At 61.6% G+C, this 25429-nt stretch carries 24 protein-coding genes; 15 read left to right on the plus strand and 9 right to left on the minus strand.

The features are described from left to right. Positions 1-63 precede the first annotated feature (63 nt). The 9 genes from ppsA to HB675_RS08775 all read left to right on the plus strand — a co-directional run bounded on the left by ppsA (position 64) and on the right by HB675_RS08775 (position 10071). Positions 64-2439, plus strand: a complete 2376-nt coding sequence (ppsA, locus tag HB675_RS08735) for a phosphoenolpyruvate synthase (RefSeq protein ID WP_213877733.1) — start codon at positions 64-66, stop codon at positions 2437-2439. 130 nt (positions 2440-2569) lie between these two features. Continuing rightward, positions 2570-3556 (plus strand): alpha/beta fold hydrolase, encoded by a 987-nt coding sequence (locus HB675_RS08740; protein ID WP_213877735.1) that lies wholly within the window; start codon positions 2570-2572, stop codon positions 3554-3556. Positions 3557-3602: 46 nt separating this feature from the next. Continuing rightward, a complete protein-coding gene (gene rraA, locus HB675_RS08745; RefSeq protein ID WP_213877737.1) occupies positions 3603-4094 on the plus strand; it encodes a ribonuclease E activity regulator RraA in 492 nt (163 codons plus the stop codon). Between the two features lie 26 nt (positions 4095-4120). Next, positions 4121-5116 (plus strand): zinc transporter ZntB, encoded by a 996-nt coding sequence (locus HB675_RS08750; protein ID WP_213877739.1) that lies wholly within the window; start codon positions 4121-4123, stop codon positions 5114-5116. A gap of 76 nt (positions 5117-5192) precedes the next feature. Beyond that, a complete protein-coding gene (locus HB675_RS08755) occupies positions 5193-5444 on the plus strand; it encodes a CrfX protein (protein WP_213877741.1) in 252 nt (83 codons plus the stop codon). Positions 5445-5447: 3 nt separating this feature from the next. Then, positions 5448-6272 carry a mechanosensitive ion channel domain-containing protein gene (locus HB675_RS08760; RefSeq protein WP_213877743.1) on the plus strand — a complete coding sequence of 275 codons (825 nt, stop codon included), beginning with the start codon at positions 5448-5450 and terminating at the stop codon, positions 6270-6272. Positions 6273-6365: 93 nt separating this feature from the next. After that, complete coding sequence (gene sigX / locus HB675_RS08765; RefSeq protein WP_213877745.1) at positions 6366-6956, plus strand: RNA polymerase sigma factor SigX; 591 nt, start codon at positions 6366-6368, stop codon at positions 6954-6956. 106 nt (positions 6957-7062) lie between these two features. Beyond that, on the plus strand, positions 7063-8049 hold the full coding sequence (locus HB675_RS08770) for an OmpA family protein (RefSeq protein WP_213877747.1): 987 nt from the start codon (positions 7063-7065) through the stop codon (positions 8047-8049). Positions 8050-9045: 996 nt separating this feature from the next. Continuing rightward, positions 9046-10071, plus strand: coding sequence for a quinone-dependent dihydroorotate dehydrogenase (locus tag HB675_RS08775; RefSeq protein WP_213877748.1), 1026 nt, complete (start codon positions 9046-9048; stop codon positions 10069-10071). A gap of 91 nt (positions 10072-10162) precedes the next feature. Here the strand turns inward: HB675_RS08775 and HB675_RS08780 are convergent, their stop codons facing one another. Continuing rightward, positions 10163-10378 (minus strand): ribosome modulation factor, encoded by a 216-nt coding sequence (locus HB675_RS08780; protein WP_008368461.1) that lies wholly within the window; start codon positions 10376-10378, stop codon positions 10163-10165. A gap of 525 nt (positions 10379-10903) precedes the next feature. Between HB675_RS08780 and rlmKL the strand changes: the two genes are divergently transcribed. Continuing rightward, complete coding sequence (gene rlmKL, locus HB675_RS08785; protein WP_213877750.1) at positions 10904-13135, plus strand: bifunctional 23S rRNA (guanine(2069)-N(7))-methyltransferase RlmK/23S rRNA (guanine(2445)-N(2))-methyltransferase RlmL; 2232 nt, start codon at positions 10904-10906, stop codon at positions 13133-13135. A 133-nt stretch (positions 13136-13268) separates the two neighbouring features. Next, positions 13269-15656: a diguanylate cyclase gene (locus HB675_RS08790; protein WP_213877752.1), complete on the plus strand. Its 2388-nt coding sequence runs from the start codon at positions 13269-13271 to the stop codon at positions 15654-15656. A gap of 15 nt (positions 15657-15671) precedes the next feature. On the opposite strand, the gene dacB is transcribed toward HB675_RS08790, so the two are convergent. Continuing rightward, positions 15672-17132 (minus strand): D-alanyl-D-alanine carboxypeptidase/D-alanyl-D-alanine-endopeptidase, encoded by a 1461-nt coding sequence (dacB, locus tag HB675_RS08795; RefSeq protein WP_213877754.1) that lies wholly within the window; start codon positions 17130-17132, stop codon positions 15672-15674. A 214-nt stretch (positions 17133-17346) separates the two neighbouring features. On the opposite strand from dacB, the gene HB675_RS08800 reads away from it, so the two are divergent. Continuing rightward, positions 17347-17691, plus strand: a complete 345-nt coding sequence (locus tag HB675_RS08800) for a YggL family protein (RefSeq protein WP_213877755.1) — start codon at positions 17347-17349, stop codon at positions 17689-17691. A gap of 51 nt (positions 17692-17742) precedes the next feature. Here the strand turns inward: HB675_RS08800 and HB675_RS08805 are convergent, their stop codons facing one another. From HB675_RS08805 to HB675_RS08835, 7 genes are all read right to left on the minus strand, one after another. Beyond that, positions 17743-18465: a response regulator gene (locus HB675_RS08805; protein WP_213877757.1), complete on the minus strand. Its 723-nt coding sequence runs from the start codon at positions 18463-18465 to the stop codon at positions 17743-17745. A 7-nt stretch (positions 18466-18472) separates the two neighbouring features. Continuing rightward, complete coding sequence (locus HB675_RS08810; RefSeq protein WP_213877759.1) at positions 18473-19099, minus strand: response regulator transcription factor; 627 nt, start codon at positions 19097-19099, stop codon at positions 18473-18475. 244 nt (positions 19100-19343) lie between these two features. Beyond that, positions 19344-20675, minus strand: a complete 1332-nt coding sequence (locus tag HB675_RS08815) for a deoxyguanosinetriphosphate triphosphohydrolase (RefSeq protein ID WP_213877761.1) — start codon at positions 20673-20675, stop codon at positions 19344-19346. A 57-nt stretch (positions 20676-20732) separates the two neighbouring features. Then, positions 20733-21896 carry an EAL domain-containing protein gene (locus tag HB675_RS08820; RefSeq protein WP_213877763.1) on the minus strand — a complete coding sequence of 388 codons (1164 nt, stop codon included), beginning with the start codon at positions 21894-21896 and terminating at the stop codon, positions 20733-20735. Between the two features lie 117 nt (positions 21897-22013). Next, on the minus strand, positions 22014-22400 hold the full coding sequence (locus HB675_RS08825; protein WP_213877764.1) for a hypothetical protein: 387 nt from the start codon (positions 22398-22400) through the stop codon (positions 22014-22016). After that, positions 22397-22786, minus strand: a complete 390-nt coding sequence (locus HB675_RS08830; RefSeq protein ID WP_213877765.1) for a phage holin family protein — start codon at positions 22784-22786, stop codon at positions 22397-22399. Before HB675_RS08830 ends, HB675_RS08825 begins: the two co-directional genes overlap by 4 nt. A 1-nt stretch (position 22787) precedes the next feature. Continuing rightward, complete coding sequence (locus HB675_RS08835) at positions 22788-23102, minus strand: DUF883 family protein (protein ID WP_213877767.1); 315 nt, start codon at positions 23100-23102, stop codon at positions 22788-22790. Positions 23103-23482: 380 nt separating this feature from the next. Between HB675_RS08835 and HB675_RS08840 the strand changes: the two genes are divergently transcribed. The 3 genes from HB675_RS08840 (at position 23483) to HB675_RS08850 (ending at position 25390) form a co-directional block, all read left to right on the plus strand. Continuing rightward, entirely contained in the window at positions 23483-24691 is a 1209-nt protein-coding gene (locus HB675_RS08840; RefSeq protein WP_213877769.1) for an ammonium transporter, read from the plus strand. Between the two features lie 64 nt (positions 24692-24755). Further along, the gene (locus tag HB675_RS08845) at positions 24756-25007 is read left to right on the plus strand and encodes a glutaredoxin family protein (RefSeq protein ID WP_213877771.1); all 252 of its coding nucleotides are present in this window, start codon (positions 24756-24758) and stop codon (positions 25005-25007) included. A gap of 68 nt (positions 25008-25075) precedes the next feature. After that, positions 25076-25390 carry a transcriptional regulator gene (locus tag HB675_RS08850; protein ID WP_213877773.1) on the plus strand — a complete coding sequence of 105 codons (315 nt, stop codon included), beginning with the start codon at positions 25076-25078 and terminating at the stop codon, positions 25388-25390. Positions 25391-25429: the final 39 nt, after the last annotated feature.

Raw genomic sequence — 25429 nt, forward strand, 5'->3', positions numbered from 1 at the left:
CCCGTATTCTCACCCGATTCAGCGTCTTCAGCTATTCCAATAACAGTCAGCGGAGAGATCACCTTGGCAGAGTACGTAGTTTCCCTCGACACGCTCGGCGTCCATGATGTGGAACATGTGGGGGGCAAGAACGCCTCCTTGGGCGAGATGATCAGTAATCTGGCCGGGGCCGGTGTTTCGGTGCCGGGTGGTTTTGCCACCACGGCCCAGGCCTACCGCGACTTTCTCGAGCAGAGCGGTCTCAACGAGCAGATCCATGCCGCGCTGGATGCGCTGGACGTCGATGACGTCAACGCCCTGGCCCGGACCGGCGCGCAGATTCGCCAATGGGTCATGGAGGCCGAGTTCCCTGAACGCCTCAACAGCGAAATTCGCACCCACTTTGCCGCCTTGTCCCAGGGCAACCCGGACATCGCCGTGGCGGTGCGCTCCTCGGCGACCGCCGAAGACTTGCCGGATGCCTCCTTCGCGGGTCAGCAGGAAACCTTCCTCAACATTCGGGGCGTCGAGAACGTCATCCGTGCGGCGAAGGAAGTGTTTGCTTCGCTGTTCAACGATCGGGCCATTTCCTACCGGGTCCACCAGGGTTTCGATCACAAGCTGGTGGCGCTGTCGGCCGGCGTGCAGCGTATGGTGCGCTCTGAAACCGGTACCGCCGGGGTGATGTTCACCCTCGATACCGAGTCCGGCTTTCGTGACGTGGTGTTCATCACCGGTGCCTACGGCCTGGGGGAAACCGTGGTACAGGGCGCAGTCAACCCGGACGAATTCTACGTGCACAAGGGCACCCTGGAGGCCGGGCGGCCAGCCATCCTGCGTCGCAACCTGGGCAGCAAGGCGATCAAGATGATCTACGGCGACGAGGCCAGGGCCGGTCGCTCGGTCAAAACTGTCGAGGTCGATGCCGCCGAGCGCGCGCGTTTCTGCCTGAGCGACGCCGAGGTCAGCGAGCTGGCCAGACAAGCGCTGATCATCGAAAAGCATTACAAGGCGCCCATGGACATCGAGTGGGCCAAGGACGGCGATGACGGCAAGCTTTACATCGTCCAGGCCCGCCCGGAAACCGTCAAGAGCCGCAGCAACGCCAACGTCATGGAGCGCTATCTGCTCAAGGAGAAGGGCAGGGTGCTGGTGGAAGGTCGAGCCATTGGCCAGCGCATCGGTGCCGGCAAGGTGCGGATCATTCACGACGTGTCGGAGATGGACAAGGTGCGGCCTGGCGACGTGCTGGTCTCGGACATGACCGACCCGGACTGGGAACCGGTGATGAAGCGCGCCAGCGCCATTGTCACCAACCGCGGCGGGCGCACCTGCCACGCGGCAATCATCGCTCGCGAACTGGGCATCCCGGCCGTGGTTGGTTGCGGCAACGCTACGCAACTGCTGGTGGACGGCCAAGGGGTGACGGTGTCCTGCGCCGAGGGTGACACCGGTTACATCTTTGAAGGCGAGCTGGGCTTCGACATCAAGCAGAACTCGGTGGATGGCATGCCCGACCTGCCGTTCAAGATCATGATGAATGTCGGCAACCCGGACCGTGCCTTCGATTTTGCTCAGTTGCCCAACGAAGGCGTCGGCCTGGCGCGACTGGAGTTCATCATCAACCGCATGATTGGCGTACACCCCAAAGCGCTGCTCAACTACGCCAGCCTGCCTCCCGAGATCAAGGACAGTGTCGACAAGCGTATCGCCGGTTATGACGACCCGGTGGGGTTCTACGTGGACAAACTGGTGGAGGGCATCAGCACCTTGGCCGCCGCCTTTACGCCGAAGAAAGTCATCGTGCGGCTGTCGGACTTCAAGTCCAACGAGTACGCCAACCTGATTGGCGGCAAGCTGTACGAGCCGGAAGAGGAAAACCCGATGCTGGGTTTTCGCGGCGCCTCGCGCTATATCAGCGAGTCGTTCCGTGACTGCTTCGAGCTCGAATGCCGCGCCCTCAAGCGCGTGCGCAACGAGATGGGCCTGACCAATGTCGAAATCATGGTGCCCTTCGTGCGCACCCTGGGCGAAGCCTCGCAGGTGGTCGACCTGCTGGCCGCCAACGGTCTGGCGCGGGGCGAGAACGGCTTGCGGGTCATCATGATGTGCGAATTGCCGTCCAATGCCATCCTGGCCGAGGAGTTTCTCGAGTTTTTCGACGGCTTCTCCATCGGCTCCAACGACCTGACCCAGCTGACCTTGGGCCTGGACCGGGATTCGGGGATCATTGCGCACCTGTTCGATGAACGAAATCCTGCGGTGAAAAAACTGCTGTCCAATGCCATTCAAGCCTGCAACAAGGCCGGCAAATACATCGGCATCTGTGGGCAGGGGCCTTCCGACCATCCGGATCTGGCCCGATGGCTGATGGAGCAGGGCATCGAGAGCGTGTCCCTGAACCCGGATTCGGTGCTGGAAACCTGGTTCTTCCTGGCTGAGGGACAAGCTGGGGTATGATAGTGCCCATATAGGTGGCGCCCTTCATCGCGGCCAGCGCATGCCCCCACAGTCACCTGTATCGGTGGGAGCAGGCCCTGGCGGTGATAAGTGCACCACCGTTTCAGACCCTTATCCGCTCAAGAACCCTATGCAAAGCAGTAGCTCCCTATTTCCCGTCGCGCTGCTCAGTGCCGAGCGCCGTGGCGATCTCAGCGAAGACGTCTACCGCATCAAGGCGGCCAACAGCCCGGACCCCAGTGTCGAGCTGGCCGTGACGCGGCTAGGCCTGGCCGATCATCCCGCTCGCGGCGTGCCGGTGGTCCTGCTGCATGGCAGCTTTTCCAACCGACGCTTCTGGTACTCGCCCCGGGGTGTAGGGCTGGGAGCGGCGCTGGTGCGGGCCGGATTCGACGTCTGGATCCCCGAGATGCGCGGCCACGGCCTGTCTCCTCGCAATACCGACTACCGGCGTAATCGCGTGGTGGATTACGCCCGTTACGACCTGCCGGTGATCGGCGCCTTTGTGCGCGAGCAATGTGGCCAGCCAGCTCATTGGCTGGGCCATTCACTCGGTGGTACCAGCCTGGCCGCCGGTTTGGGCGGCGGGTATCTGAAAGAGGGGCTGGTGAAGTCGGCGGCGTTGTTTGGCAGCCAGGTCAGCCGCCGCTACTGGCCGTTGCGCATTCCGCCGGTGGAGTGGTGTGGGCGTTTGCTGCTCAAGCGTTTCGAACACATTTCCGGCACTCGGCTAAAGCGCGGGCCCGAGGACGAGCCAGTGGGCATTGCCCTGGAGGCCCTGCGCTGGCAAGGCCTGTTTGGCCGGTTTGGCGAAAAGGACAACGACTGGCTCGAAGGCCTGCGTCAGGTTCACGTTCCTGTATTGGCCGTCAGCGCCGAGGGTGATCGGCAGGACCCGGCCTGGGCCTGCCACAAGCTGTTTGAATATTTCGGCTCGCCACACCGCCAATGGCTGGTGCTGGGACGAAAGCACGGCTTCACTGAAGACTTCGGGCATGTCGAGATGCTCGTCAGCAAGGCGGCGCAAGCCGAGGTATGGCCACTGGTGATGCAGTGGCTGGGTGCTTTTGAATCAGCCGTGTCCGCCGAGACGGAGCCAGCGCTGACTGGGACCTGACAGGTGGGCCGTTCCAAAAACAAGACGAACAACAAGGAGCTACCCCATGCAGCACTACAGCACGCCGGACCTGTGTGACGCCTACCCCGAACAGCTTCAGGTCCTGGACCCCATGTTCAGCAATTTCGGCGGTCGCGATTCCTTTGGTGGGCAGATCGTCACCATCAAGTGCCACGAAGACAACTCGCTGGTCCGCGAACAGGTCGACCAGCCCGGCAAGGGCAAGGTGCTGGTGGTCGACGGCGGCGGCTCGCTGCGCCGAGCCTTGTTGGGCGACATGCTGGCCGAGAAGGCCGCACATCATGGTTGGGAGGGTCTGATCATCTACGGTTGCGTGCGCGATGTCGATGCCCTGGCCCAGACCGATGTCGGTGTGCAGGCCCTGGCCAGCCATCCGCTCAAGACCGACAAGCTCGGTGTCGGCACCCTTAACGTAAAAGTTACCTTCGCCGGGGTGACCTTTAATCCTGGGGAGTATGTCTATGCAGACAATAACGGGATCATTGTCTCGCCTAGCGTATTAGTGATGCCTGAGTGAGCTGTCCATCAACCTGCGGGGCTTGAATGTTTGACGAAGAAAACGCGCAGTGGGGCCTGATTATCGCCCTGCTGCTCGATGGCGACGGTAGTGCACGCGCCCTGGCGCGTGATGAATTGAACACGCTGCAGGTGCAGCCGGGCGAGAGCCTGTGGCTCCACTGGGATCGCAGTCATCCGAAGACGCAAAGCTGGCTGCGCCAGTCCAGCGGCCTGAACGAGTTCACCTGCGACCTGCTACTGGAGGAAAATACCCGGCCGCGCTTGCTGGCCATGGCCGACGCGCAACTGCTGCTGTTCCTGCGCGGCGTCAACCTCAATCCTGGCGCCGAACCGGAAGACATGGTTTCGGTGCGCATTTTCGCTGAGGCCCAGCGGGTGATCTCGCTGCGCATGCGTTCGTTGCGCGCCACCGATGACCTGTTGGTACTGTTTCGCGAAGGGCGTGGGCCGAAATCGGCGTCCGAGTTGATCCTGTACCTGGCTCAGGCGCTGACCGACAAGGTCCAGACCCTCGTCAGCGACCTGAGTGAAATCGTCGACGACGAAGAAGAAAAGGTCGATGCCGACGAGCACTACACCCCGGAACACGGCAGCATCCTGCAGATTCGCCGACGGGCCGCCGGCCTGCGCCGGTTTCTCGCGCCTCAGCGGGAAATCTATGCCCAGTTGGCGCGCAATCGCCAACCGTGGTTCTGCGACGACGACCCGGATTACTGGAACGAGCTGAATAATAGCCTGACCCGTTACCTGGAAGAACTGGAGCTGACCCGCGAGCGGGTCGGCCTCGTCCTGGAAGCCGAGGACCGGCGCCTGAACGAGCGCATGAGCCGCACCATGTACCGTTTCGGAGTGATTACCGGTATCTTCCTGCCGATGAGCTTTCTCACGGGCCTGCTGGGCATCAACGTCGGCGGTCTGCCCGGGGCGACCAATCCCCATGGGTTCTGGATCGCCTGCGTGATCATGGTCGCCGTGGCGGCAGGGCAGTGGTGGATGTTCCGGCGATTGCGCTGGGTGTGACATTAAACATGTTTCATAGGGTGATGTGACCTGTTGCCAAGAGGCCACGTCTTTGTTTTAAATCTGCGAGGTGATGATGCACGACCCTTTCGAAGAATCCCTGCGTGACATGCTCCAGGCCTCGTCCTCGAGCCGCGACGACGATGCGTGTCTGGGCCGAGTGCTCAAGACCGCCAATCGCCAGGTCGGAGCGGGTGTTCTGTTCGGCCTGTTGGGCCGTTGGGGTCAGGCTGTGATGATTGCGGTCAATCAAGGCAGTCGTCATCTCGCGCCGGTGTCGCGTCGCAGCGACGTCGTGCAATCCACTCGTACCGACAAGGCTGACTGATCTATGCAACTCGATCTCTGGACCCAGAGTCTGGTCGCGGCCATGACGGCCTTGTGGACGAAGGTGGCGAATTTCATCCCGAACCTGTTCGGCGCGCTGGTGGTGGTACTGCTGGGTTTTGTCGTGGCCAAGCTGCTTGACACCCTGTTGTCCAAACTGCTGGCAAAAGTTGGCCTAGATCGCCTGATGGCGGGTACTGGTCTGACCAAGCTGCTGGGGCGTGGGGGGATGCAGGTGCCGATCTCCACGGTGATCGGCAAGATCGTCTACTGGTTCGTGTTGTTGATTTTTCTGGTGTCGGCGGCAGAGTCGCTGGGTCTGCAGCGGGTTTCGGCGACCCTCGACATGCTGGCCCTGTACCTGCCGAAGGTGTTCGGCGCAGCCTTGGTGTTGCTGGTCGGGGTATTGCTGGCGCAACTGGCCAACGGGCTGGTGCGCGGCGCGGCCGAAGGGGTCGGGCTGGATTACTCGGCGGGCCTGGGGCGTGTGGCCCAGTGGCTGGTCATCGTCATCAGCCTGTCGGTGGCAATCAGTCAGTTGGAGGTCAAGACTGACCTGCTCAACCACGTGATTGTCATTGCATTGATTACCGTTGGTCTGGCGATTGCCTTGGCCATGGGGTTGGGAAGTCGTGAAATTGCCGGGCAGATCATCGCCGGGATTTATGTACGTGAGCTGTTTCAGGTGGGCCAGCAGGTCCGAGTTGGAGAGGTCGAGGGGCAGATAGAGGAGATCGGCACGGTCAAGACGACGTTGCTGACCGATGATGGTGAGCTGGTTTCACTGTCCAATCGGATCCTTCTCGAGCAGCGAGTCAGTAGTCGCTGACCGGGTAATTTCTGCTACTGTACGCCGCCGCAAAAGTACCCGGAGTCGCTTCGGGTTGCAGCGGACACTGACCCGATTCCGGCCGGACCTGTTTTGAATAAAGTTTATTCGCCCCCCGTGCGTTACAACCCCCGCGAGCTGACCGATGAGGAGCTGGTGGCGCGTTCGCACGAGGAGCTGTTCCATGTGACACGGGCCTATGAGGAGCTCATGCGCCGTTACCAGCGCACGCTGTTCAACGTCTGTGCACGGTATCTGGGGAACGATCGGGACGCTGATGATGTCTGTCAGGAGGTGATGCTGAAGGTGCTTTACGGCCTGAAGAACTTCGAGGGCAAATCGAAGTTCAAGACCTGGCTCTACAGCATTACCTATAACGAATGCATCACGCAGTACCGCAAAGAACGGCGCAAGCGTCGACTGATGGATGCCCTGAGTCTCGATCCGCTCGAGGAGGCATCCGAAGAGAAGGCGCCGAAACCGGAGGAGCGAGGCGGGCTCGACCGCTGGCTTGTGTATGTAAACCCGATCGATCGGGAAATTCTGGTGCTTCGATTTGTCGCAGAGCTGGAATTTCAGGAGATCGCCGACATCATGCACATGGGGTTGAGCGCCACCAAAATGCGGTACAAGCGTGCGTTGGACAAACTTCGTGAGAAATTTGCGGGTGTCGCCGAAACTTAGTGAGGCGCAAAGTTCTCTAACGTTGGGCAAGTTCTGCTAGACTTGCAGCCGAGTTGTCCCCCTTCACCGTGGGACGACTTAACAATCACAGATGGGGATTTAACGGATGAAACTGAAAAACACCTTGGGCATTGCCATTGGTTCTCTTGTTGCCGCGACTTCTTTCGGCGTATTGGCGCAAGGCCAAGGCGCGGTCGAGGGTGAAGCCTTCTACCAGAAAAACTACAACGACAGCGTCAAGCATGTCGAAGACGGCCGTACCGCCGGCGCTTCGATCGGCTACTTCCTGACCGACGACGTTGAGCTGATCCTGGGCTACGGCAAAACCAACTACACCCGTTCGAACGACGGTACCGGTAGCCAGAAGATCCACGGTGATGACGCTTCGCTGTCCGCCATGTACCACTTCCGTGACGTTGGCGACGCTATCCGTCCTTACGTTTCCGGTGGTTTCTCGCACCAGAGCCTGACCAACGTTGCAGCTGACGGCCACAGCGGTCGCGATGGTTCGACCTTCGCCACCATCGGCGCTGGCGCCAAGTGGTACATCACCAACAACCTGTACGCACGTGCCGGCGTTGAAGCTGACTACAAACTGGACAACGGCAAGTGGGACTACGCGCCTACTATCGGTCTGGGTGTGAACTTCGGCGGCAGCGGCGGCAAGCACGAAGAGCCAGCTCCAGCTCCTGCTCCAGCACCCGTTGCTGAAGAAGCTCCAGCCCCAGCTCCAGTGGCTGAAACCGTTCGCGTTCAACTGGACGTGAAATTCGACTTCAACAAGTCGGTTGTGAAGCCAAACAGCTACGGCGATATCAAGAACCTGGCTGACTTCATGAAGCAATACCCACAAACCAGCACCACTGTTGAAGGTCACACCGACAACGTCGGTCCTGACGCTTACAACCAGAAGCTGTCCGAGAAGCGTGCTAACGCTGTCAAAGACGTTCTGGTCAAGCAGTACGGCGTTGGTGCTGAGCGCATCAAGTCGGTTGGCTACGGCGAATCCCGCCCAGTGGCTGACAACAAAACCGAGGCTGGTCGTGCGATCAACCGTCGTGTAGAAGCCGAAGTAGAAGCCCAAGCCAAGTAATTTGGTGGCAGGACCTTCGCTTCAATGAAAAACCCGGCCATGTGCCGGGTTTTTCTTTGCCTGGAATTCGTGCCGCTGCGTTCCCCACATCGGCAGTCCCCCCCCCCCTTCGGCGGGGGCTACAAGCCGAAAGCCGGACGCAACCCCGCCCTGACGTGATCGGCTGTTGACCTGGCTGTTGACCTGGCGGTTGATCTGGCTGTTGATCTGGCTGTTGATCTTGATTGTCCGCGCCCTCAGCAGGCCGAACGGAACAGCGCGGGAGTGGGGGAGCGAGGCAGGAAGCCGAGCTAGCGCCGTAGGCCATGGATGGCCGTACGGCGCGACCCCACGGAGCGCTGTGGAGTGAGGGAACCCGTAGCGCAGCGAAGGGCCAATGCGGGCGCGGAGGCCTTTTGCTTCCTTTTGGCTGGGCCGGCACTCCGGCCTTTCCAAAAGGGAGTCGCCGTAAGGGCGAAAAGGTGAGTCTGCACCCACACGTAAAACGGATATGCCCATCGAAACTTGGGTCGGTCTGACGATCTTCGTGTTGCTACGAAATGCGGCTAGCTTATCCGGCATCTCCAGGGTGGCCGAAGGCCCCTTTCGCTTTTACAGCGACTCCCTTTTGGAAAGACCCAAAAGGAAGCAAAAGGCCTCCGCACCCGCATTGGCCCTACGCTGCGCTACGGGTTCCCTCCTTACGCATCGCTCCGTGGGGGTCGCGCTGTACGGCCATCCATGGCCTACAGCGCTAGCTCGGCTTCCTGCCTCGCTCCCCCCACTCCCGCGCTGCTCCAGTCGGCCTGCTGAGGGCGCGGACAGTCAAGATCACAAGCAGATCAAAAGCCAGAGCCAGAGCCAGAGCCAGAGCCAGAGCCAGAGCCAGAGCAACAGCTAGACCAACAGCGCAGCCAGAGCGACTGCAGATCAACTGCCCGGTCCCACTGGCTGCGCACGCCCCCACCCCGTATAATCCTGCCCTCACTTACCCGCCTCGACGAGCCCCCACCGCCCATGTATAACCTGGCCCGCCAGCTGTTGTTCAAACTTTCCCCTGAAACGTCCCACGACCTGTCGCTGGACCTGATCGGCGCGGGTGGCCGTCTGGGGCTCAACGGCTTACTGAGCAAAGCCCCGGCCAGATTGCCGGTCAAGGTTCTGGGCCTGGAGTTTCCCAACCCGGTTGGCCTGGCCGCCGGCCTGGACAAGAACGGCGCTGCCATCGACGGTTTCGCCCAGCTGGGCTTCGGTTTCGTCGAAATCGGCACCGTCACGCCACGGCCACAACCTGGCAACCCCAAGCCACGGATTTTCCGTCTGCCCGAAGCCACGGCCATCATCAACCGCATGGGATTCAACAACCTGGGGGTCGACCACCTGGTGGCGCGCGTTCAGGCGGCGCGGTACCAAGGCGTGTTGGGCATCAATATCGGCAAGAACGTCGACACCGCAGTAGAGCGAGCCGTTGACGACTACCTGATATGCCTCGACAAGGTCTACCGCCACGCCAGCTACATCACCGTCAACATCAGCTCGCCCAATACCCCGGGCCTGCGCAGCCTGCAATTCGGCGACTCGCTCAAGCAGTTGCTCGCGACCCTGGCAGAGCGCCGTGAGGTGTTGGCCGGTCGCGAAGGCAAGCGCGTGCCGCTGGCCATCAAGATCGCTCCGGACATGACGGACGAGGAGACCGCTCTGGTGGCCGCTACCTTGCTCGATACGGGCATGGACGCGGTGATCGCCACCAACACCGCCATGAGTCGGGTGGGCGTCGAAGGCCTGCTGCATGCTGAGGAGGCTGGTGGCCTGTCCGGCGCGCCGGTGCTGGAGCAAAGCACGCGGATCGTCAGGGTGCTGTCCGGTGAGCTGGGTGGCAAATTGCCGATCATTGCTGCGGGGGGGATCACCGAAGGCCGCCATGCGGCAGACAAAATTGCCGCGGGCGCGAGCCTGGTGCAGATCTATTCAGGCTTCATCTACAAGGGACCAGCGCTGATCCGCGAAGCGGTGGACGCGATCGCTGCACTACCCAAGGCCTGATTCAGGCGGGGAAGGGGCCTCAAGGAGGCCCCAGGGCATTAGCCCCACTGCCCGGATCCGGGCGCATTGCATTCAGGAATTTTAGCCAGCCCTAGCCGACCGCGTGAAGTTCGTTGAGCCTATGGATGCCCGCAGTGCCGGTCATACCGTCCCAGTTGTCGCCGCGTCCTTCGCGCCAGCCATTGATCCAGGCCTGACGAACCGACGGTAGAGTAAAAGGGCAAAGCTCGCGGGATTTGCCATGGATGCCGTACTGGTATCCGCGTAAAAATGCTCGTTCCAACGGATCACGCTTGAGTCTTCTCATAGGGTGTTGCCCTCGTTTGTTGACTGATGTCCCGTCGGCCTCGCGAGAGGCCGGGCAGATTCGTTCTGCCGGTGAGTGCTCGCTGCCGGCGTGGCGAGCGGTGACGTTGCCTCCTGTAGCGGCGACAACCTGTGGTGAGTTCTAAACAATGCAGGAAGCAGTGTGAATGATCGTTTTGTCATAAGGGCGTAACGTTTCTAGTGTCATGACGATAAGTAAGAAAATGTTTTTGCGATGAAACTGCAGCAAAGCCCGCTATCATCTGGGCTCGCCTTGCCCCGTCAAGGCGTTGGCCTTGCCCATTTGCCGGCCCACTCATCGGCTACAAAGGCGACGAAGGGTCGGGATAATGTGACTTGGACGGATAGAGTGTCTGTCTGAGAGCTTCGAATACTTCTGTCCCGACCTTTCTCGGGATGGCTAAGGTGCCACTCTGGCACCACTCGGGTGCGCTTCAAGAAACGCACCTGGTCAAACTCCGGGTCGGCAATGCGTTGCCGGCCCAAGCATGTCTGGTGAAACCCCATGTCGGATCGTTACGAACTCTTCCTCACCTGCCCTAAAGGCCTCGAAGGCCTGCTTGCCGAAGAGGCCGCCGGGCTGGGTCTTGAGGATATCCGCGAACATACTTCAGCGATTCGCGGCAGCGCCGACATGGAGACCGCCTACCGGCTGTGCCTGTGGTCGCGCCTGGGTAACCGGGTCCTGATGGTGCTCAAGCGTTTTGCCATGGGCAACGCCGACGACCTCTACGACGGGGTCAACGAGGTGGACTGGCAAGACCACCTGTTGCCCGACGGCACCCTGGCAGTCGAGTTCAGTGGCCACGGTTCGGGCATCGACAACACCCATTTCGGCGCCTTGAAGGTCAAGGACGCCATCGTCGACAAGTTGCGTACTGCCGAAGGCGAACGGCCCAGTGTCGACAAGCTCAACCCCGATTTGCGCGTGCACCTGCGCCTGGACCGTGGCGAAGCCATTCTGTCTTTGGACCTGTCCGGTCACAGCCTGCACCAGCGTGGCTATCGCCTGCAACAGGGCGCTGCGCCGCTCAAGGAAAACCTTGCAGCCGCCGTGTTGATCCGTGCCGGCTGGCCGCGGATTGCCGCCCAGGGCGGCGCCCTGGCCGACCCGATGTGCGGGGTGGGTACCTTCCTGGTGGAGGCCGCCATGATTGCCGCCGACATCGCTCCCAACCTGCGCCGCACCCGTTGGGGCTTCAGCGCCTGGCTAGGTCACGTGCCAGCGCTGTGGCGCAAGTTGCATGACGAGGCGCTGGCCCGTGCCGAAGCCGGTCTGGCCAAGCCGCCGTTGTGGATTCGTGGCTACGAGGCCGACCCGAGGCTGATCCAGCCAGGGCGCAATAACGTCGAGCGGGCAGGCTTGAGCGACTGGATCAAAATCTACCAGGGCGAAGTGGCCACCTTCGAACCGCGACCCGACCAGAACCAGAAAGGCCTGGTCATCTGCAACCCACCGTACGGCGAGCGCCTGGGGGATGAGGCCAGCCTGCTCTACCTTTACCAGAATCTGGGCGAGCGCCTGCGTCAGGCCTGCTTGAACTGGGAGGCGGCGGTGTTCACCGGCGCGCCGGACCTGGGCAAGCGCATGGGTATCCGCAGCCACAAGCAGTACGCGTTCTGGAACGGCGCACTGCCGTGCAAGCTGCTGTTGATCAAGGTCTTGCCCGACCAGTTCGTCACCGGCGAACGCCGCACCCCGGAACAACGCCAGGCCGATGCGGCCCAGGCGGCCATCGACGCCGAAACGCCGACCCGCAACAAGCCCGCGCCGGAGCCTGTGATCGAACAAGCCCGGCTGAGCGAAGGCGGGCAGATGTTCGCCAATCGTCTGCAAAAGAATCTCAAGCAGTTGGGCAAGTGGGCGCGACGTGAAGGGGTTGATTGCTACCGCGTGTACGATGCCGACATGCCGGAATACGCTCTGGCCATCGATCTCTACCATGACTGGGTACACGTGCAAGAATACGCCGCGCCCAAGTCCATCGACCCGGACAAGGCCCAGGCGCGGCTGTTCGATGCGCTGGCCGCGATTCCGCAGGCCTTGGGCGTGGACAAGAGCCGCGTCATCGTCAAGCGGCGCGAGCGCCAGAGCGGCACGCGCCAATACGAGCGTCAGAGCACCGAAGGCAAGTTCACCGAAGTCAGCGAAGGCGGCGTCAAGCTGCTGGTCAACCTCACGGACTACCTGGACACCGGGCTGTTCCTGGACCACCGGCCGATGCGCATGCGCATCCAGCGCGAGGCCGCCGGCAAGCGCTTTCTCAATTTGTTCTGCTACACCGCAACCGCCAGCGTGCATGCGGCCAAGGGCGGCGCGCGCAGCACCACCAGCGTCGACCTGTCGAAAACCTATCTGGACTGGGCACGACGCAACCTGTCGTTGAACGGCTTTTCCGACAAGAATCGCCTCGAGCAGGGCGACGTGATGGCCTGGCTGCAGGGCAATCGCGAGGAGTTCGACCTGATTTTCATCGATCCACCGACCTTCTCCAACTCCAAGCGCATGGAAGGCGTGTTCGACGTGCAGCGCGATCACGTACAGTTGCTGGACCTGGCGATTGCACGGCTGGCGCCAGGCGGCGTGTTGTATTTCTCCAACAACTTCCGCAAGTTTCAGCTCGATGGGCACTTGGACAGTCGCTATCAGGTCGAGGAAATCAGCGGGCAGACGCTGGACCCCGACTTCGTGCGCAACACCCGCATTCATCGTGCGTGGAAAATCCAGGCGAAGTGATGACGACACCGGCCTGTTGCCCCCTTGTGATGGGCCGGGATGCACAGATGCCCTAGGCAACTTCATGGCAAATAGCTATAAAGACAACACCGCCGTTGTGATTTGATCCACATTGGCATTGCGAGTTGCGCCTATGTCACTACATGCCGCACGCCCGAAGATTCTCGGCTTTATCAGTGAGGACGCTTCTGCGTGGCTGGTGGCACTGCTGGCGCTACTGGCCGGCGGGCTGTTGACGGTGATCCTCGCCGTGACCACCCATTCCCTCTATGTGCAGCAGCTGCGCCAACGCTTCGATTTGCTGGCCAGCGAGCGCACCACCCGTATCGAAGAACGCCTGACTGATCAGGTTCAGCGGCTGGACAGCCTGCGGCGCTTTGTGGTCTACGCCAACCCGGCGCCCCGCGCAGGCTTCGACGGTTTCGCCCGGCCATTGCTGGCTCGAACCCAGGCGTATTCCTGGATGCCCCGCGTCATCGATGAGCAGCGCGAGCAGTTCGAGGCAGCTGCGCGGGCGCAAGGGCTGGCCGACTTTCGCATCCGGCAGATCGGCGCAAACCGAGCCTTGGAACCTGCCAGCCGGCGGGAGGTGTACTACCCGGTGTTCTACACCCAGTCGCTGATCCATTTGCCGGCACCCTTCGGGCTCGATATAGGTGCTGAAGGCGTTCGCAAGGCCACCCTGGAGCAGGCACGCAAATCGGGCCGCATGGCCGTGTCGTCACCCCTGACGCTGATCGGCGTGGAGCCCCAGTACAGCCGTGGCGTGTTGTTGGTGGCGCCGGTGGTCACTGTCGCTTCCGGGGAGTTGAGCGGATTCGTGTCGGCCATCATCAGTATTCGGCAGTTGCTGGCCGATGGCTTGCCGGCGTCCAGCGAAGACAGCCTGCACGTCGAAATTTCCGATCTGTCCACCGACAGTGACCATGAGGTGCTGTTTCGCTCCGACGACAGCCCGGTGGCCAGTGATCTGAAGGCTACCCAGATGCTGCATCTGGCGGATCGGACCTATCAACTGGACATCAGCCCCAGCCAGTTCTTTGTCCAGAGCAACCCCGCAGAAGGGCTGGTGCTGCTGTGCGGCCTGGGCGCGCTGTTGAGCCTGCTGCTCAGTGCCATGTTCTACATGCTGGTCAGCCAGCGTCAGCGCGCGCAGCGCCGGGTCGAACAGCGCACCTGGCAGTTGCGGGTCAGCGAGCAGGAGCTGCGGGCGACCCACAACCAATTGCGCAACATCCTCGACGCTGCGACGCAGGTGGCGATCATTGCCACCGACCTGCGCGGAGTCATCACCCTGTTCAATGTCGGGGCGCAAAAGATGCTGGGTTATCGGGCCGAGGACGCCGTCGGCCGCCTGGCCCTGATCGAGCTGCACCTGCCCGAGGAGCTGCTTGCCCGCGCGGCGTCCATCAGCCAGCAGATCGGTCGGGAAGTGCCGCTGGGTCAGGCGATGCTGATCGAGCCCGATGGCTTTGATGATCCCCATGCTCAGGAGTGGACCCTGATACGGCGCAACGGCAGCCATGTCATGGTCAACATGCTGGCCACCACCGTGGTGGATGAACAGGGGCATTCGGTCGGCAACCTGGCGATTTGCATCGATATCACCGAAAGTCGCGAAGTGCTGCGCAAATTGGCGGCCCGCGACCGTTTGCTGGAGAAGCTCAGTGCCGAAGTCCCAGGGGGCATTTTCCAGTTTCGTCGCGACCCGGGCGGCATACCCAGCTTTGCCTACGTCAGCCAAGGGCTTGGCGAGCTCTATGAGCTGGATTGCGAGCGACTGATGGCCGACGGCTGGGCCGCCATGGAGCGCATTCATCCTGATGATCAGGCGCGTATCGAAGCTTCCATACGGGAGTCGGCCGAGGCACTCACGCCGTGGCGTGAAGAATACCGCGTGGTCCTGCCCAAGCGCGGCGTACGCTGGATTCGCGGTGAATCGACCCCTGAGCCCGAAACGGAGGGTGGAACCCTCTGGCATGGCTATCTGAGCGACATCACCGACCTCAAGCAGATCGAGGAAGAGCTGCGCGCGCTGTCGGTGACCGACGTGCTGACCGGGATCTTCAACCGACGCTATTTTCAACAGCGCCTGCAAAGCGAAATGGATCGATCTCAGCGCGATCACCTGCAGATGTCGCTGATCATGTTGGATATAGATCACTTCAAGCGTATCAATGATCAGTTCGGCCACGCCATCGGCGACAAAGCGCTGCAGGCCCTGAGCGAACGCATCGGCCAGCGGGTCAGGCGCACCGATGTGTTCTGTCGCCTGGGGGGCGAGGAGTTTGTGGTGCTGTGCCCCAACGCCAATGGGCAGCAGGCTTATGCCTTGGCGTGCGAGCTGTGGCAAGCCCTGCGCAGTGCCCCTATCGACGGTGTCGGGCGGGTCACCGCCAGTTTCGGGGTGGCCAGTTGGCGTCCGGGAGAGGGCGCCGATGCGCTGTTGTTGCGGGCTGACTCAGGCGTCTATGCGGCCAAGCAGGCCGGGCGTGATCGGGTCGAGCCCGAACTGCCTTGAGTCGGCTTGCCGGTCTTACAACCGTGGCGAAGAATCGACCACCCGCGGTTGCGGATACAAGCTCATCAACACCTGATCGAGCACCGAAGAAGCGCCCCAGGGTTTGGGGTCGTTGAGAATCGCCACCACGGCCCAGGTATTGCCGTTGCTGTCGCGGCTGAACCCGGCAATGGCGCGCACGGTGTTGAGGGTGCCGGTCTTGACGTGACCCTCGCCGGCCATGGCGGTGTTTTTCAGGCGTTTGCGCATGGTGCCGTCGGTGCCGACAATCGGCAGGGAGCTCATGAACTCGGCCTGGTACGGGCTCTTCCAGGCGGCTTGCAGCAAACCGGCCATTTCCCGCGCGCTGACTCGCTCGCCGCGAGACAGTCCGGAGCCGTTTTCCAGCACCAGGTGGGACGAGCTGATACCTTTTTGCGCCATCCACTGGCGAATCACCCGTTGCGCAGCCTTGGCGTCGTCGGTATCGACGTCGGTGCGGAATTTTTCGCCGAGGCTGAGGAACAGCTGCTGGGCCATGGTGTTGTTACTGTATTTGTTGATGTCGCGGATGATTTCCGCAAGGTCCGGCGAGAACGCGCGGGCCAGCAGGCGTGCGTCAGCGGGCACGGTGGCCAGCCGATCGGCGCCTTCGATGCTACCGCCCAGTTCGCTCCAGATGGCGCGCACGGCGCCTGCGGCGTAGGCCGGATGATCGAGCAGGGAGAGGTAGGTCTGCGAGCTGCAGCCTTCGCCCAGCTCGCCGCTGACCACGACACTGACGCTGCCGTCAGGCTGGGTCACCGGGTTGTAGTGAACGTCCCCCGAGCAGTCCTTGCTCGCCAAGGGCTTGACCTGGTTGTCGACGTGAATGGTCGCGATCGGCGGCTCGACCGCCACCAGGACCTTGCCCGAGTCGTTGCGAGCGACGAAGCGCAGGGCCTTGAGGTTGATCATCAGCGAGTCGGGGCGAACCAGGAAGGGAGCGTTGTCGTCGCCACCGTCATCGTTGAATTCCGGCAGCACGGGCAAGACGAAGTAGCTGCGGTCCAGCACCAGATCGCCGGTGACCTGAGTCACGCCGTTGGCCCGCAGGTCACGCAACAGCAGCCAGAGTTTTTCCATGTTCAGCTTGGGATCGCCGCCGCCCTTGAGGTACAGGTTGCCGTGCAGGATGCCGTCGCTCAGGGTGCCATCGGTGTAGAACTCGGTTTTCCACTGGTAGTTGGGGCCGAGCAGCTCCAGCGACGAAAAGGTGGTCACCAGCTTCATGGTCGAGGCCGGGTTGACCGACACATCGGCGTTGAAGACCGTGGGCGTGCCGGGACCGGTCAGCGGCAGCATGACCAGGGACAGGGCGTTGTCCTCCAGTTTGCTGGCCCTGAGGGCCTCCTGGACTTTAGGGGGCAGCGAGGTATTGATCGGAGCGGCGGCCAGAGGCAGTGCCAATGGCAGGAAAACGGCGGCCAGGACGAGGGAGCGTAACGATTTGATCATCTACGGTAAGGCCCAATGAAAAAGGGTAAAAAGACCGGGGCGCAGAAAGGTGAAGCCCCTGGTGAATTCGAAGTGACGGCATTATGCCCCAAGGCGCTGGAGGGTGGGACCAATGGGCGAACGAATTCGAGACTTTTCACAGAGCATCCATCGCGGGCATTTATTGGCCATAACTGGTAAAGTGCCGCGCGTTATTACTCAAGAGGATTGTTTCATGGCCACTAACCGCTCCCGTCGTCTGCGCAAAAAGCTGTGCGTCGACGAATTCCAGGAATTGGGTTTCGAACTGAACCTGGATTTCAAGGAAGATCTGGCTGACGATGCGATCGATGCATTCCTCGATGACTTCCTGACCGAAGCCATGGAAGCCAACGGCCTGGACTACGTAGGCGGCGACGACTTCGGTCTGGTTTGCCTCGAGAAGCGTGGCTCGGTCAGCGAAGCCCAGCGCGCCACCGTAGAAGCCTGGCTCAAGGCGCGCCCGGAGCTGACCAAGGTTGAAGTCAGCCCCCTGCTCGATGCCTGGTACCCGGAAAAGCCGGTCAACCCGGCGGCCTGAGTGTCGTGATGAAAAAACCGCCTGATTGGGCGGTTTTTTTTTGCTTTGGCGTCAGCGCAGCAGGCTTTCCAGTACCTGTTCCAGCATCTGCATCCGCATCAGCAGGGCCTGACGATACGGCTCCAACTCTTGTGGACGAGCACGGCGCGCCTCGGCTTCCAGCGCTTCGCAGGCCCATGTGACTTCCTGCGCGCCCACCACCCGGGCCGCCCCGAGAATGTGATGGGCCAGGGTGAGCAGCGGCGCTCGCGGCTCGCCTTCCAGCGCCTGCAACGCCGTGCGGTCGTTGCGGCAGCTGTGCAAGACCTCGCGCACCAGCTGCTCCATAAGCTGCGGGTTGCCCCCGGTCAAGCTGAGCAGCGCCGAGCGGTCGAGGGTGAAGGGGCCGGCGTTGCATACTCGTCCCAGGCGCTCGGCCAGAGCCGGCAGGTCAATGGGTTTGAGCAGGCAGTCGTTCATCCCGGCCTGTTGACAACGCTCGTGCTCCTCGGCGCCGGCCTTGGCCGTGTAGCCAAGCATCAGGCAGGGCTCGCGTCCGCCCCGTGCCTCTTGCTGGCGAATGAGGCGGCACAACTGATAACCGTCCATGCCCGGCATGTTGAGGTCGACAATCATCACGTCCCCCGGCTGCGCCGACCAGCCTTGCAATGCGCTGGCGCCGCTGGCGGCAACTGTGGCGATATGGCCCAGCAGTCGAAGTTGTTCCGCCAGCACCAACCGATTGGTGGGGTGGTCATCCACCACCCAGATTGTCAGCGGCAAAACCGCGTTCATGGGGCTGTCATACCAACTCATGACGCTTGGCCATCTCGATCAACTCCACCAGTGAGTTCACTTTGAGTTTGTGCATCAAACGTTTCTTGTAAGTGCTGACGGTCTTGTTGCTGAGAAACATGCCGTTGGCAATTTCCTTGTTGGTACGGCCTTGGGCATAGAGTTGCAACACCATGAGTTCGCGGTCGTTGACCAGGCGGAAGCGTTCTATTTCGGCGACTTCATCGGGCGTGCCACGGGGCGGCGAAAGTGCCTCGCTGGGAAAATAGTTATAGCCGGAGAGCACCGCACGGATAGCACTGAGCAACTCGCTCAGGTGTTCGCGTTTGCACACATACCCCGCTGCGCCGGATTGCATGCAACGGATGGCGAACAGCCGAGGCGCCTGGGCCGTCAAGACCAACACCTTGATGGGGGTGCGCATGGAGTGGAAGCGTGTCATGCATTCCAGGCCGTCGAGCTTGGGAATGCTGATGTCCAGGATGATCAAGTCAGGCACTTGTTCCCGGATGATTTGCATGGCGTCGGCGCCATTGTCCGATTCGCCGATGACGTTGTAGCCTTCGTTTTCCAGAATCATGCGCACCCCCAGGCGAATAACGGGATGGTCATCGACGATGAGGATGGAGTGCATGTCGGGTGTTTCCTTAGGGGCGGCAGAAGCAGCAGCACCTTAGCCCAGTTGCTGCACTTAGCCTATATGGCACTTGGGCAGAAGCGCTATATAGGATAATTCCTACAGATAAAATCCTTGCGCCGCACAAGGTTTAGAATCTTATAAAACTGTCAACGGGTTCAGGGCCAGAAAGTTGTTTCAATATCTTTCTCGCTAGTGAGCCGCTCACGGGGGGGCGAGCCTTCGACACCCTTTGGCGTAGTCAGGAAGGCTTGCCGCGCCCGGTCATTTCACCGGCCATTTCACTGGCATAGCCGTCGGTCATGCCGGCAATGAAATCGATCATGCGCATGAACGACTCATGCAACGGCGCGTGCGGCTTGGGCGCGTGGTTGCCCAGCAGGTCGAGAATGCGCCGATGCTTGAAGGACGGGATACGGCCGCCGTGCTGTTCAAGCGCCGCACTGCAGAAGGCATTGAGCAACACTTCGAGGGTGGTGTAGGCGCCGATTTCGTGCAGGGTCTTGCGCTTGTCCTGGAAAATCTTCTTGCGCGCCATGTCCTTGGCATCCAGCACGCAGCGTTTGGCCGGACCGTGCATGTGTTCCACCAGGTCTCCCTCGAGGTTGCCGGCCAGCAGCGTCGTTTGCTGTTCGACGAAGGCCCGCGCGGCGGCGTTGGTCAGGTGTTCGATGGCCTTGCCGCGAAGAATCGCCAGCTTGCGGCGCTGAGAGTCGGCGGGGCCCAGTTGTCGATAGGTTTCCGGTAGGTCATCGCCCACCAGGCTCAGCAGCAGGGCCTCGACTTCGGCGTATTGCAGCAGGCCCATTTCCAGGCCGTCTTCAAGGTCGATCAAGGCGTAGCAGATGTCATCGGCGGCCTCCATCAGGTACACCAGCGGGTGGCGTGCCCAGCGCTCATCCTCGATCTGCGGCAGACCCAGCTTGTGGGCGATCTGTTCGAGCAGCGGCAGTTCGCTCTGGTAGCAGCCGAACTTGTGCTTCTTGTACCCGAGCGAGTCGGCGTGCTTCGCTGTCCAGGGGTATTTGAGGTAAGTGCCCAGAGTGGCATAGGTCAATCGTGTACCACCGTCGAACTGGTGATATTCGAGCTGGGTGAGCACGCGAAAGCCTTGGGCATTGCCTTCGAAGTTGAGAAAGTCCAGTTGTTCGGTCGCACTCATGCCAGCCAGCCAGCCGCGGTCGGCGGCCTGTACGAACCAGTGGCGAATGGCGTCTTCACCGGAGTGGCCGAAGGGCGGGTTGCCGATGTCGTGGGCCAGACATGCCGACTGTACGACCATGCCCAGGTCGCCGGGCTCGCACCAGTCGGGAAGCTGGTCGCGCAGGGTTTCGCCCACGCGCATGCCGAGGGATCGGCCCACGCAGCTGACCTCCAGTGAGTGGGTCAAGCGCGTATGGATATGATCATTGCTGTACACCGGATGCACCTGGGTCTTGCGCCCCAGGCGGCGAAATGCGCCGGAGAAGATGATCCGGTCATGATCCTTGTGGAACGGGCTGCGCCCCAATTCTTCGGGGCTGTGCAAAGGTTTGCCAAGTCGCTCGCGGTTGAGCAGGGTGTGCCAATCCAAGGCGAATCTCCATGTGGGGAAGGGGGCGGGCCCGTTTCACCTATTGTGGCAGATGCGCTAAAGGACTGCGGCATCGATATCGATCAGTAACAGCCGCTGCCCATTGTCGAAGAACTGACCCGCCGTGAGACAGTACTGGTTGCTGGTGGCATCCCGATACGTGTTGGACAAGGTCAGGCGTCGCTCGTCCCAGCCTTCGGCCAGCAGATGATAGAAATAGGGACGCCATGACCAGTTATGCCCCAGGTAGCTGGCATCGGCCTGCCAAGCCTGGTCGCGCCATTCCAGGTTGGGGGTCAGCTGGGTGCCGTGGCGGTCGCACTGATAAAAGCGCAGGATCCACGGCCATTCGCCCAGCTGCGGCAGGTGCTCGATGGGCGCCTGGGCCAGGGCCCAGGGTTGCAGCACGCTCATCAATTGAATCAGTTGCTGACGCAACGCCATCAGGCGCGCGCGCTCATCGAGTTTTTTCTGTACGTAGCGCTCGCGCAGCCGGGCGAAACGTTCGACGAAGGCATCGGCGGCAAAGAAGTTCAGCTCGGCGCGAGCGAACAGGTAGCCTTGAACGTAACGGGCGCCGCACTCCAGGGCAAAGTTCAGCTCGGCCTCGGTCTCCACGCCCTCGGCGATGATCCAGCAGCCGGTCTTTTCGGCCATTTGCGCCAGCGCCTTGACCACCTCGCTGCTGGGGCCACCGCGGGCGGCGGCCTGGAACAGGCGCATGTCGAGTTTGAGAATGTCCGGCTGCAGTGCCAGGACCCGATCCAGCTGCGAATAGCCGGCACCGAAGTCGTCAATGGCGATCCTTGCCCCGGCTTCACGGTAGCGGCTGACCACGGCAGCCAGACGCTGGATATCACCCCCCAGCTCGGTAATCTCGAAGACCACGCGTTCGGGGGCGACTTGGTGCTGGCTCAGTTGCTTGAGGCTAGGCAGTGGTTGGCCGGGCCGCAGGCGGTTGATCCAGCGGGGGGATATGTTAATGCTCAAGAACCAGTCCCCGGGCGCTTCGTGCAAGCGGCTGAGGGCGTCGTCGCGGATCTGCCGGTCGAGTTTGCGCAGTGCGCCCATGGGCGAGCGGGGGTCGCTGAACAGCGGGCCCACCGTGGACAGATTGCCATTGGCATCGCGCAAGCGACCCAGGGCTTCAACGCCGGCGATCAGGCCGGTAGCGGTATCAATGAACGGCTGAAAGCAAGCGAGCGGTTGCCCCTCGATCACGGTGATTCCTTATTGGATGGTGACTGCGCAACCTAATAAGCACAGAGCCATCGCCCATCTGGGCAGTGGCTCTGTGAGAGTGCACCGCAGCTTGCAAGAATGCAGCCAGATGAAAGCCTAAGGCTCTCGGGAATTGAGGCGCAGGGCCATTCGAATCAACGGCATAAGGGTGGTGGTCAAGCGAATCGCTCGGGTCAATCCGCCCGGTTTGTGCACCGCGGCTGCCGCCGCCGCAGCGGCCACGGCCGGTGCCGCCGGGGCACGGGCACGCCGACCTGTGATGAACCCCAACAAGGCCACGCCGGCAATGCCCCACAGCGGTGCGTGCTTGATACCCAGGCCCGAGGTTACCCCCTTGCCCATGCCTTTGATACGCGCCATGGGGCTGACGATCTGCCGGGCGTCGCGGCGGATTTCCTGGCGGTGCATCTCCATGCGCAAACACACCAGCGTCTTGCGCATTTCCCGTCGGGACGTTTTGGTCGGCGCTTGGGCTTGGCTCATGGCAGCAATCGCTCACGGTCATTGGCCAGTTCATGCAGCGTGCCGCTGAATGGCGAGGATTCGTCGAAGATGGCAGCCTTCAGGCGCAGGCCACAAAAAATGCCTGCCAGTACATAAAAGATGCACAAGCCAAGCATGCCGGTCATGCGATAACTGTCCCAGAGCAGGATCAGCACCAGCCCCGACAGCGCCACCAGAGCCAGCAGCGCGAACACCAGTGCCAGCCCGGCAAACAGCAGCAGGCTCACGGTGCGCGCTTTCTGCTCTTGCAGCTCGATGCCGAACAGCTCGACATGACCATGCAGCAGCCCCAGTACAGCCGCGCCGAGGCGGCGGCTGGCCGAACCCGCTGTGTTGTCCGGAATTTCGGAGTCAGGTGCGGACATGTCAGTGCCTTGTCGCCAGCAGGCCCACGAGGAAGCCCACGCCCGCGGCAATGCCAATGGCCTGCCATGGCTTGGTCTGCACGTAGTCTTCGGCCGTGGCCACCGCTTCCTGGCTGCGCACCTTGGCGGCTTCACCTGTTACCTTCAAAGTCTCGCGAGCTCGCAGCAGGCTCTCGTTGATCTGCGCGCGCAACTCGTCGGCCTGCTCGCCGGCCAGGGAAGCCGTGTGGGCGAGCAACTTTTCGGTGTCTTTGACCAGCGTCTGAAAATCGGCTGATAGCACTTCCTGAGCTTGCTTGGCAGTGTTGCTGACCATGTATTTCTCCCTACGTGAAAATCGGCTTGGCTTGGCAGTTTGGCGGATGTGTCCGCATTCGGGTTGCCCGGCAGTATGCGTCTTGATAGTTCGAGTCTGTGGCGGGGCTGAAGGTTCACTGGAATTTGCTGGTATGGCTTTTGCTTTCCGATGGTGCGCCAGGCAAGGCAGCCGCGCTGAAACAGGGCATTGGAACAAGCCCGCCCGAATTATAGACCGCTCGTTCAACCTTCAGGGACCTCACCTGAGGTGTCATACTGCCGAGGCCGCTTCTGCCGGATCGACGAGGCTCTCCATTGATCAAAGGAGTGCCCTGCACTGGTGCGTCATCGTCATGTGTGCGCCTTGGTGGTGCGCCCTCGCATCAGGCCTGCTGCTTCATGGAAAATCTGCAAATCGCAATCGACTCCCTGGTGCATAGCGCCAATACCCTCTTTCTGCTGGCCGGCGCCGTCATGGTGCTGGCCATGCATGCTGGCTTCGCCTTTCTAGAGGTGGGCACCGTGCGCCAGAAGAATCAGGTCAACGCGCTGTGCAAAATCCTCGGTGATTTCGCCGTCTCGACCCTCGCGTATTTCTTCATCGGCTACTGGGTCGCCTATGGCGTGACCTTCATGCACCCGGCCGCCCAGCTAAGCGCCGACAGTGGCTACGGGCTGGTGAAGTTCTTCTTTCTGCTGACCTTCGCGGCGGCGATCCCGGCGATCATTTCCGGGGGCATCGCCGAGCGTGCGCGCTTCGCACCGCAACTGTGCGCCACGGCCTTGATCGTCGCCTTTGTCTATCCATTTTTCGAAGGGCTGGTATGGAATGGCAACTTCGGCGTGCAGGCCTGGCTGAAGAGCTGCTTGGGCGCTGGGTTCCATGACTTCGCTGGCTCCGTGGTCGTGCACGCCATGGGCGGCTGGCTGGCGTTGGTAGCGGTCTGGCTGCTGGGCCCACGGCAAGGGCGCATTCGCGACGGCCGGGTGGTCGCTTTCGCGCCATCGAACATTCCGTTTCTCGCCCTGGGCTCATGGATCTTGATCGTCGGTTGGTTCGGCTTCAACGTCATGAGCGCCCAGACCTTGCCCGGGGTCAGTGGCCTGGTGGCGGTCAATTCATTGATGGCCATGGTAGGCGGGACCGTCGCCGCGTTGATCATCGGGCGCAACGACCCCGGCTTTCTGCACAATGGTCCGTTGGCTGGGTTGGTGGCGGTGTGCGCCGGCTCCGACCTGATGCACCCCGTGGGGGCGCTGGCCACTGGCGCCATCGCCGGTGTGCTGTTCGTCTGGAGCTTCACGGTGATGCAGAATCGCTGGAAGCTGGACGACGTGCTCGGTGTCTGGCCCTTGCACGGTCTGTGCGGTGTCTGGGGTGGGGTGGCCTGCGGCATTTTCGGGCAGACGGCCTTGGGGGGATTGGGCGGTGTCAGTTTGCTCAGCCAGCTGCTCGGGACTGCGGCCGGCGTACTGGTGGCCTTGGTCAGTGGCCTGGCGGTCTACGGACTGCTGAAGAATACGGTAGGCGTGCGGCTGAGCCAGGAGCAGGAGTACCACGGCGCAGACCTGGCCTTGCATCGGATTGGTGCAGTGAGCGCGGACTGAACCCTCGACGTGCAGTCGGCCGCTGCTAAAATCAGGGTCTACCTGCCTGCTCGGTCATCCTGTCATGCGCGCCGAATGTCAGCTGTTCATCATCCCCGCCTGCCCGCAATGCGAGCTGGCCGAATACGAGCTGATGCCTCTGATCGAACAGGGGCTGCTGGTGGAGTTGATCGACATCAGTGTCGATCAATACCTGCGTGATCGCTACGCCAGCGCCACCCCTTTGTTGCGCCGGGTCGACACCGGCGCCGAGTTGGCTTGGCCGTTCGAGGCCGACCAGGTGGTGGCCTTTCTCGGTTCGACTGAGGGGCGTTGACCTGACAAACCTTGTTGCACTATCCTGTATATAAATACAGTATTTGTCACAAGAGGCCCCCGAGGCTCATGGTCAACGTCGAGCAATTGAAGTACAGCGTCAACCGCATGTCACCGACCGTGGTCATGGAGGCTGTGCTCGAGTTGCGTCTGGACGGGCTCGTCACCGAAGGCAAGACACCGTTCAACAAACTGCATTTCAACACCTGTTTTGCCGAGATCGAAGCCCTGTTCCAGCGCGCCGGCTACCACCGTCCCCTCGACGTGGTGGGCTATCAGGGCTTGCTGTACGCCTTGTACGACCCGAGCCGCTGGGAGGCGGTGGACGTATTGCGTTGGCTCAAGGCATTCACCGACGCCGCCCGTGAGGTCAACGCGCGGTGACAGGGTGACCGGGTGTGCGGGATAATCGCCGGCCTTCGC

This window comes from Pseudomonas sp. dw_358 (assembly GCF_018449655.1).
GTDB lineage: Bacteria > Pseudomonadota > Gammaproteobacteria > Pseudomonadales > Pseudomonadaceae > Aquipseudomonas.

Coding starts and splice junctions, on each gene's coding strand:
- HB675_RS08740 (WP_213877735.1), top strand. CDS start 2,570: ATGCAAAGCAGTAGCTCCCTATTTCCCGTCGCGCTGCTCAGTGCCGAG.
- rraA (WP_213877737.1), top strand. CDS start 3,603: ATGCAGCACTACAGCACGCCGGACCTGTGTGACGCCTACCCCGAACAG.
- HB675_RS08750 (WP_213877739.1), top strand. CDS start 4,121: ATGTTTGACGAAGAAAACGCGCAGTGGGGCCTGATTATCGCCCTGCTG.
- HB675_RS08755 (WP_213877741.1), top strand. CDS start 5,193: ATGCACGACCCTTTCGAAGAATCCCTGCGTGACATGCTCCAGGCCTCG.
- HB675_RS08760 (WP_213877743.1), top strand. CDS start 5,448: ATGCAACTCGATCTCTGGACCCAGAGTCTGGTCGCGGCCATGACGGCC.
- HB675_RS08770 (WP_213877747.1), top strand. CDS start 7,063: ATGAAACTGAAAAACACCTTGGGCATTGCCATTGGTTCTCTTGTTGCC.
- HB675_RS08775 (WP_213877748.1), top strand. CDS start 9,046: ATGTATAACCTGGCCCGCCAGCTGTTGTTCAAACTTTCCCCTGAAACG.
- HB675_RS08780 (WP_008368461.1), bottom strand. CDS start 10,378: ATGAGAAGACTCAAGCGTGATCCGTTGGAACGAGCATTTTTACGCGGA.
- rlmKL (WP_213877750.1), top strand. CDS start 10,904: ATGTCGGATCGTTACGAACTCTTCCTCACCTGCCCTAAAGGCCTCGAA.
- HB675_RS08790 (WP_213877752.1), top strand. CDS start 13,269: ATGTCACTACATGCCGCACGCCCGAAGATTCTCGGCTTTATCAGTGAG.
- dacB (WP_213877754.1), bottom strand. CDS start 17,132: ATGATCAAATCGTTACGCTCCCTCGTCCTGGCCGCCGTTTTCCTGCCA.
- HB675_RS08800 (WP_213877755.1), top strand. CDS start 17,347: ATGGCCACTAACCGCTCCCGTCGTCTGCGCAAAAAGCTGTGCGTCGAC.
- HB675_RS08805 (WP_213877757.1), bottom strand. CDS start 18,465: ATGAACGCGGTTTTGCCGCTGACAATCTGGGTGGTGGATGACCACCCC.
- HB675_RS08810 (WP_213877759.1), bottom strand. CDS start 19,099: ATGCACTCCATCCTCATCGTCGATGACCATCCCGTTATTCGCCTGGGG.
- HB675_RS08825 (WP_213877764.1), bottom strand. CDS start 22,400: ATGAGCCAAGCCCAAGCGCCGACCAAAACGTCCCGACGGGAAATGCGC.
- HB675_RS08830 (WP_213877765.1), bottom strand. CDS start 22,786: ATGTCCGCACCTGACTCCGAAATTCCGGACAACACAGCGGGTTCGGCC.
- HB675_RS08835 (WP_213877767.1), bottom strand. CDS start 23,102: ATGGTCAGCAACACTGCCAAGCAAGCTCAGGAAGTGCTATCAGCCGAT.
- HB675_RS08840 (WP_213877769.1), top strand. CDS start 23,483: ATGGAAAATCTGCAAATCGCAATCGACTCCCTGGTGCATAGCGCCAAT.
- HB675_RS08845 (WP_213877771.1), top strand. CDS start 24,756: ATGCGCGCCGAATGTCAGCTGTTCATCATCCCCGCCTGCCCGCAATGC.
- HB675_RS08850 (WP_213877773.1), top strand. CDS start 25,076: ATGGTCAACGTCGAGCAATTGAAGTACAGCGTCAACCGCATGTCACCG.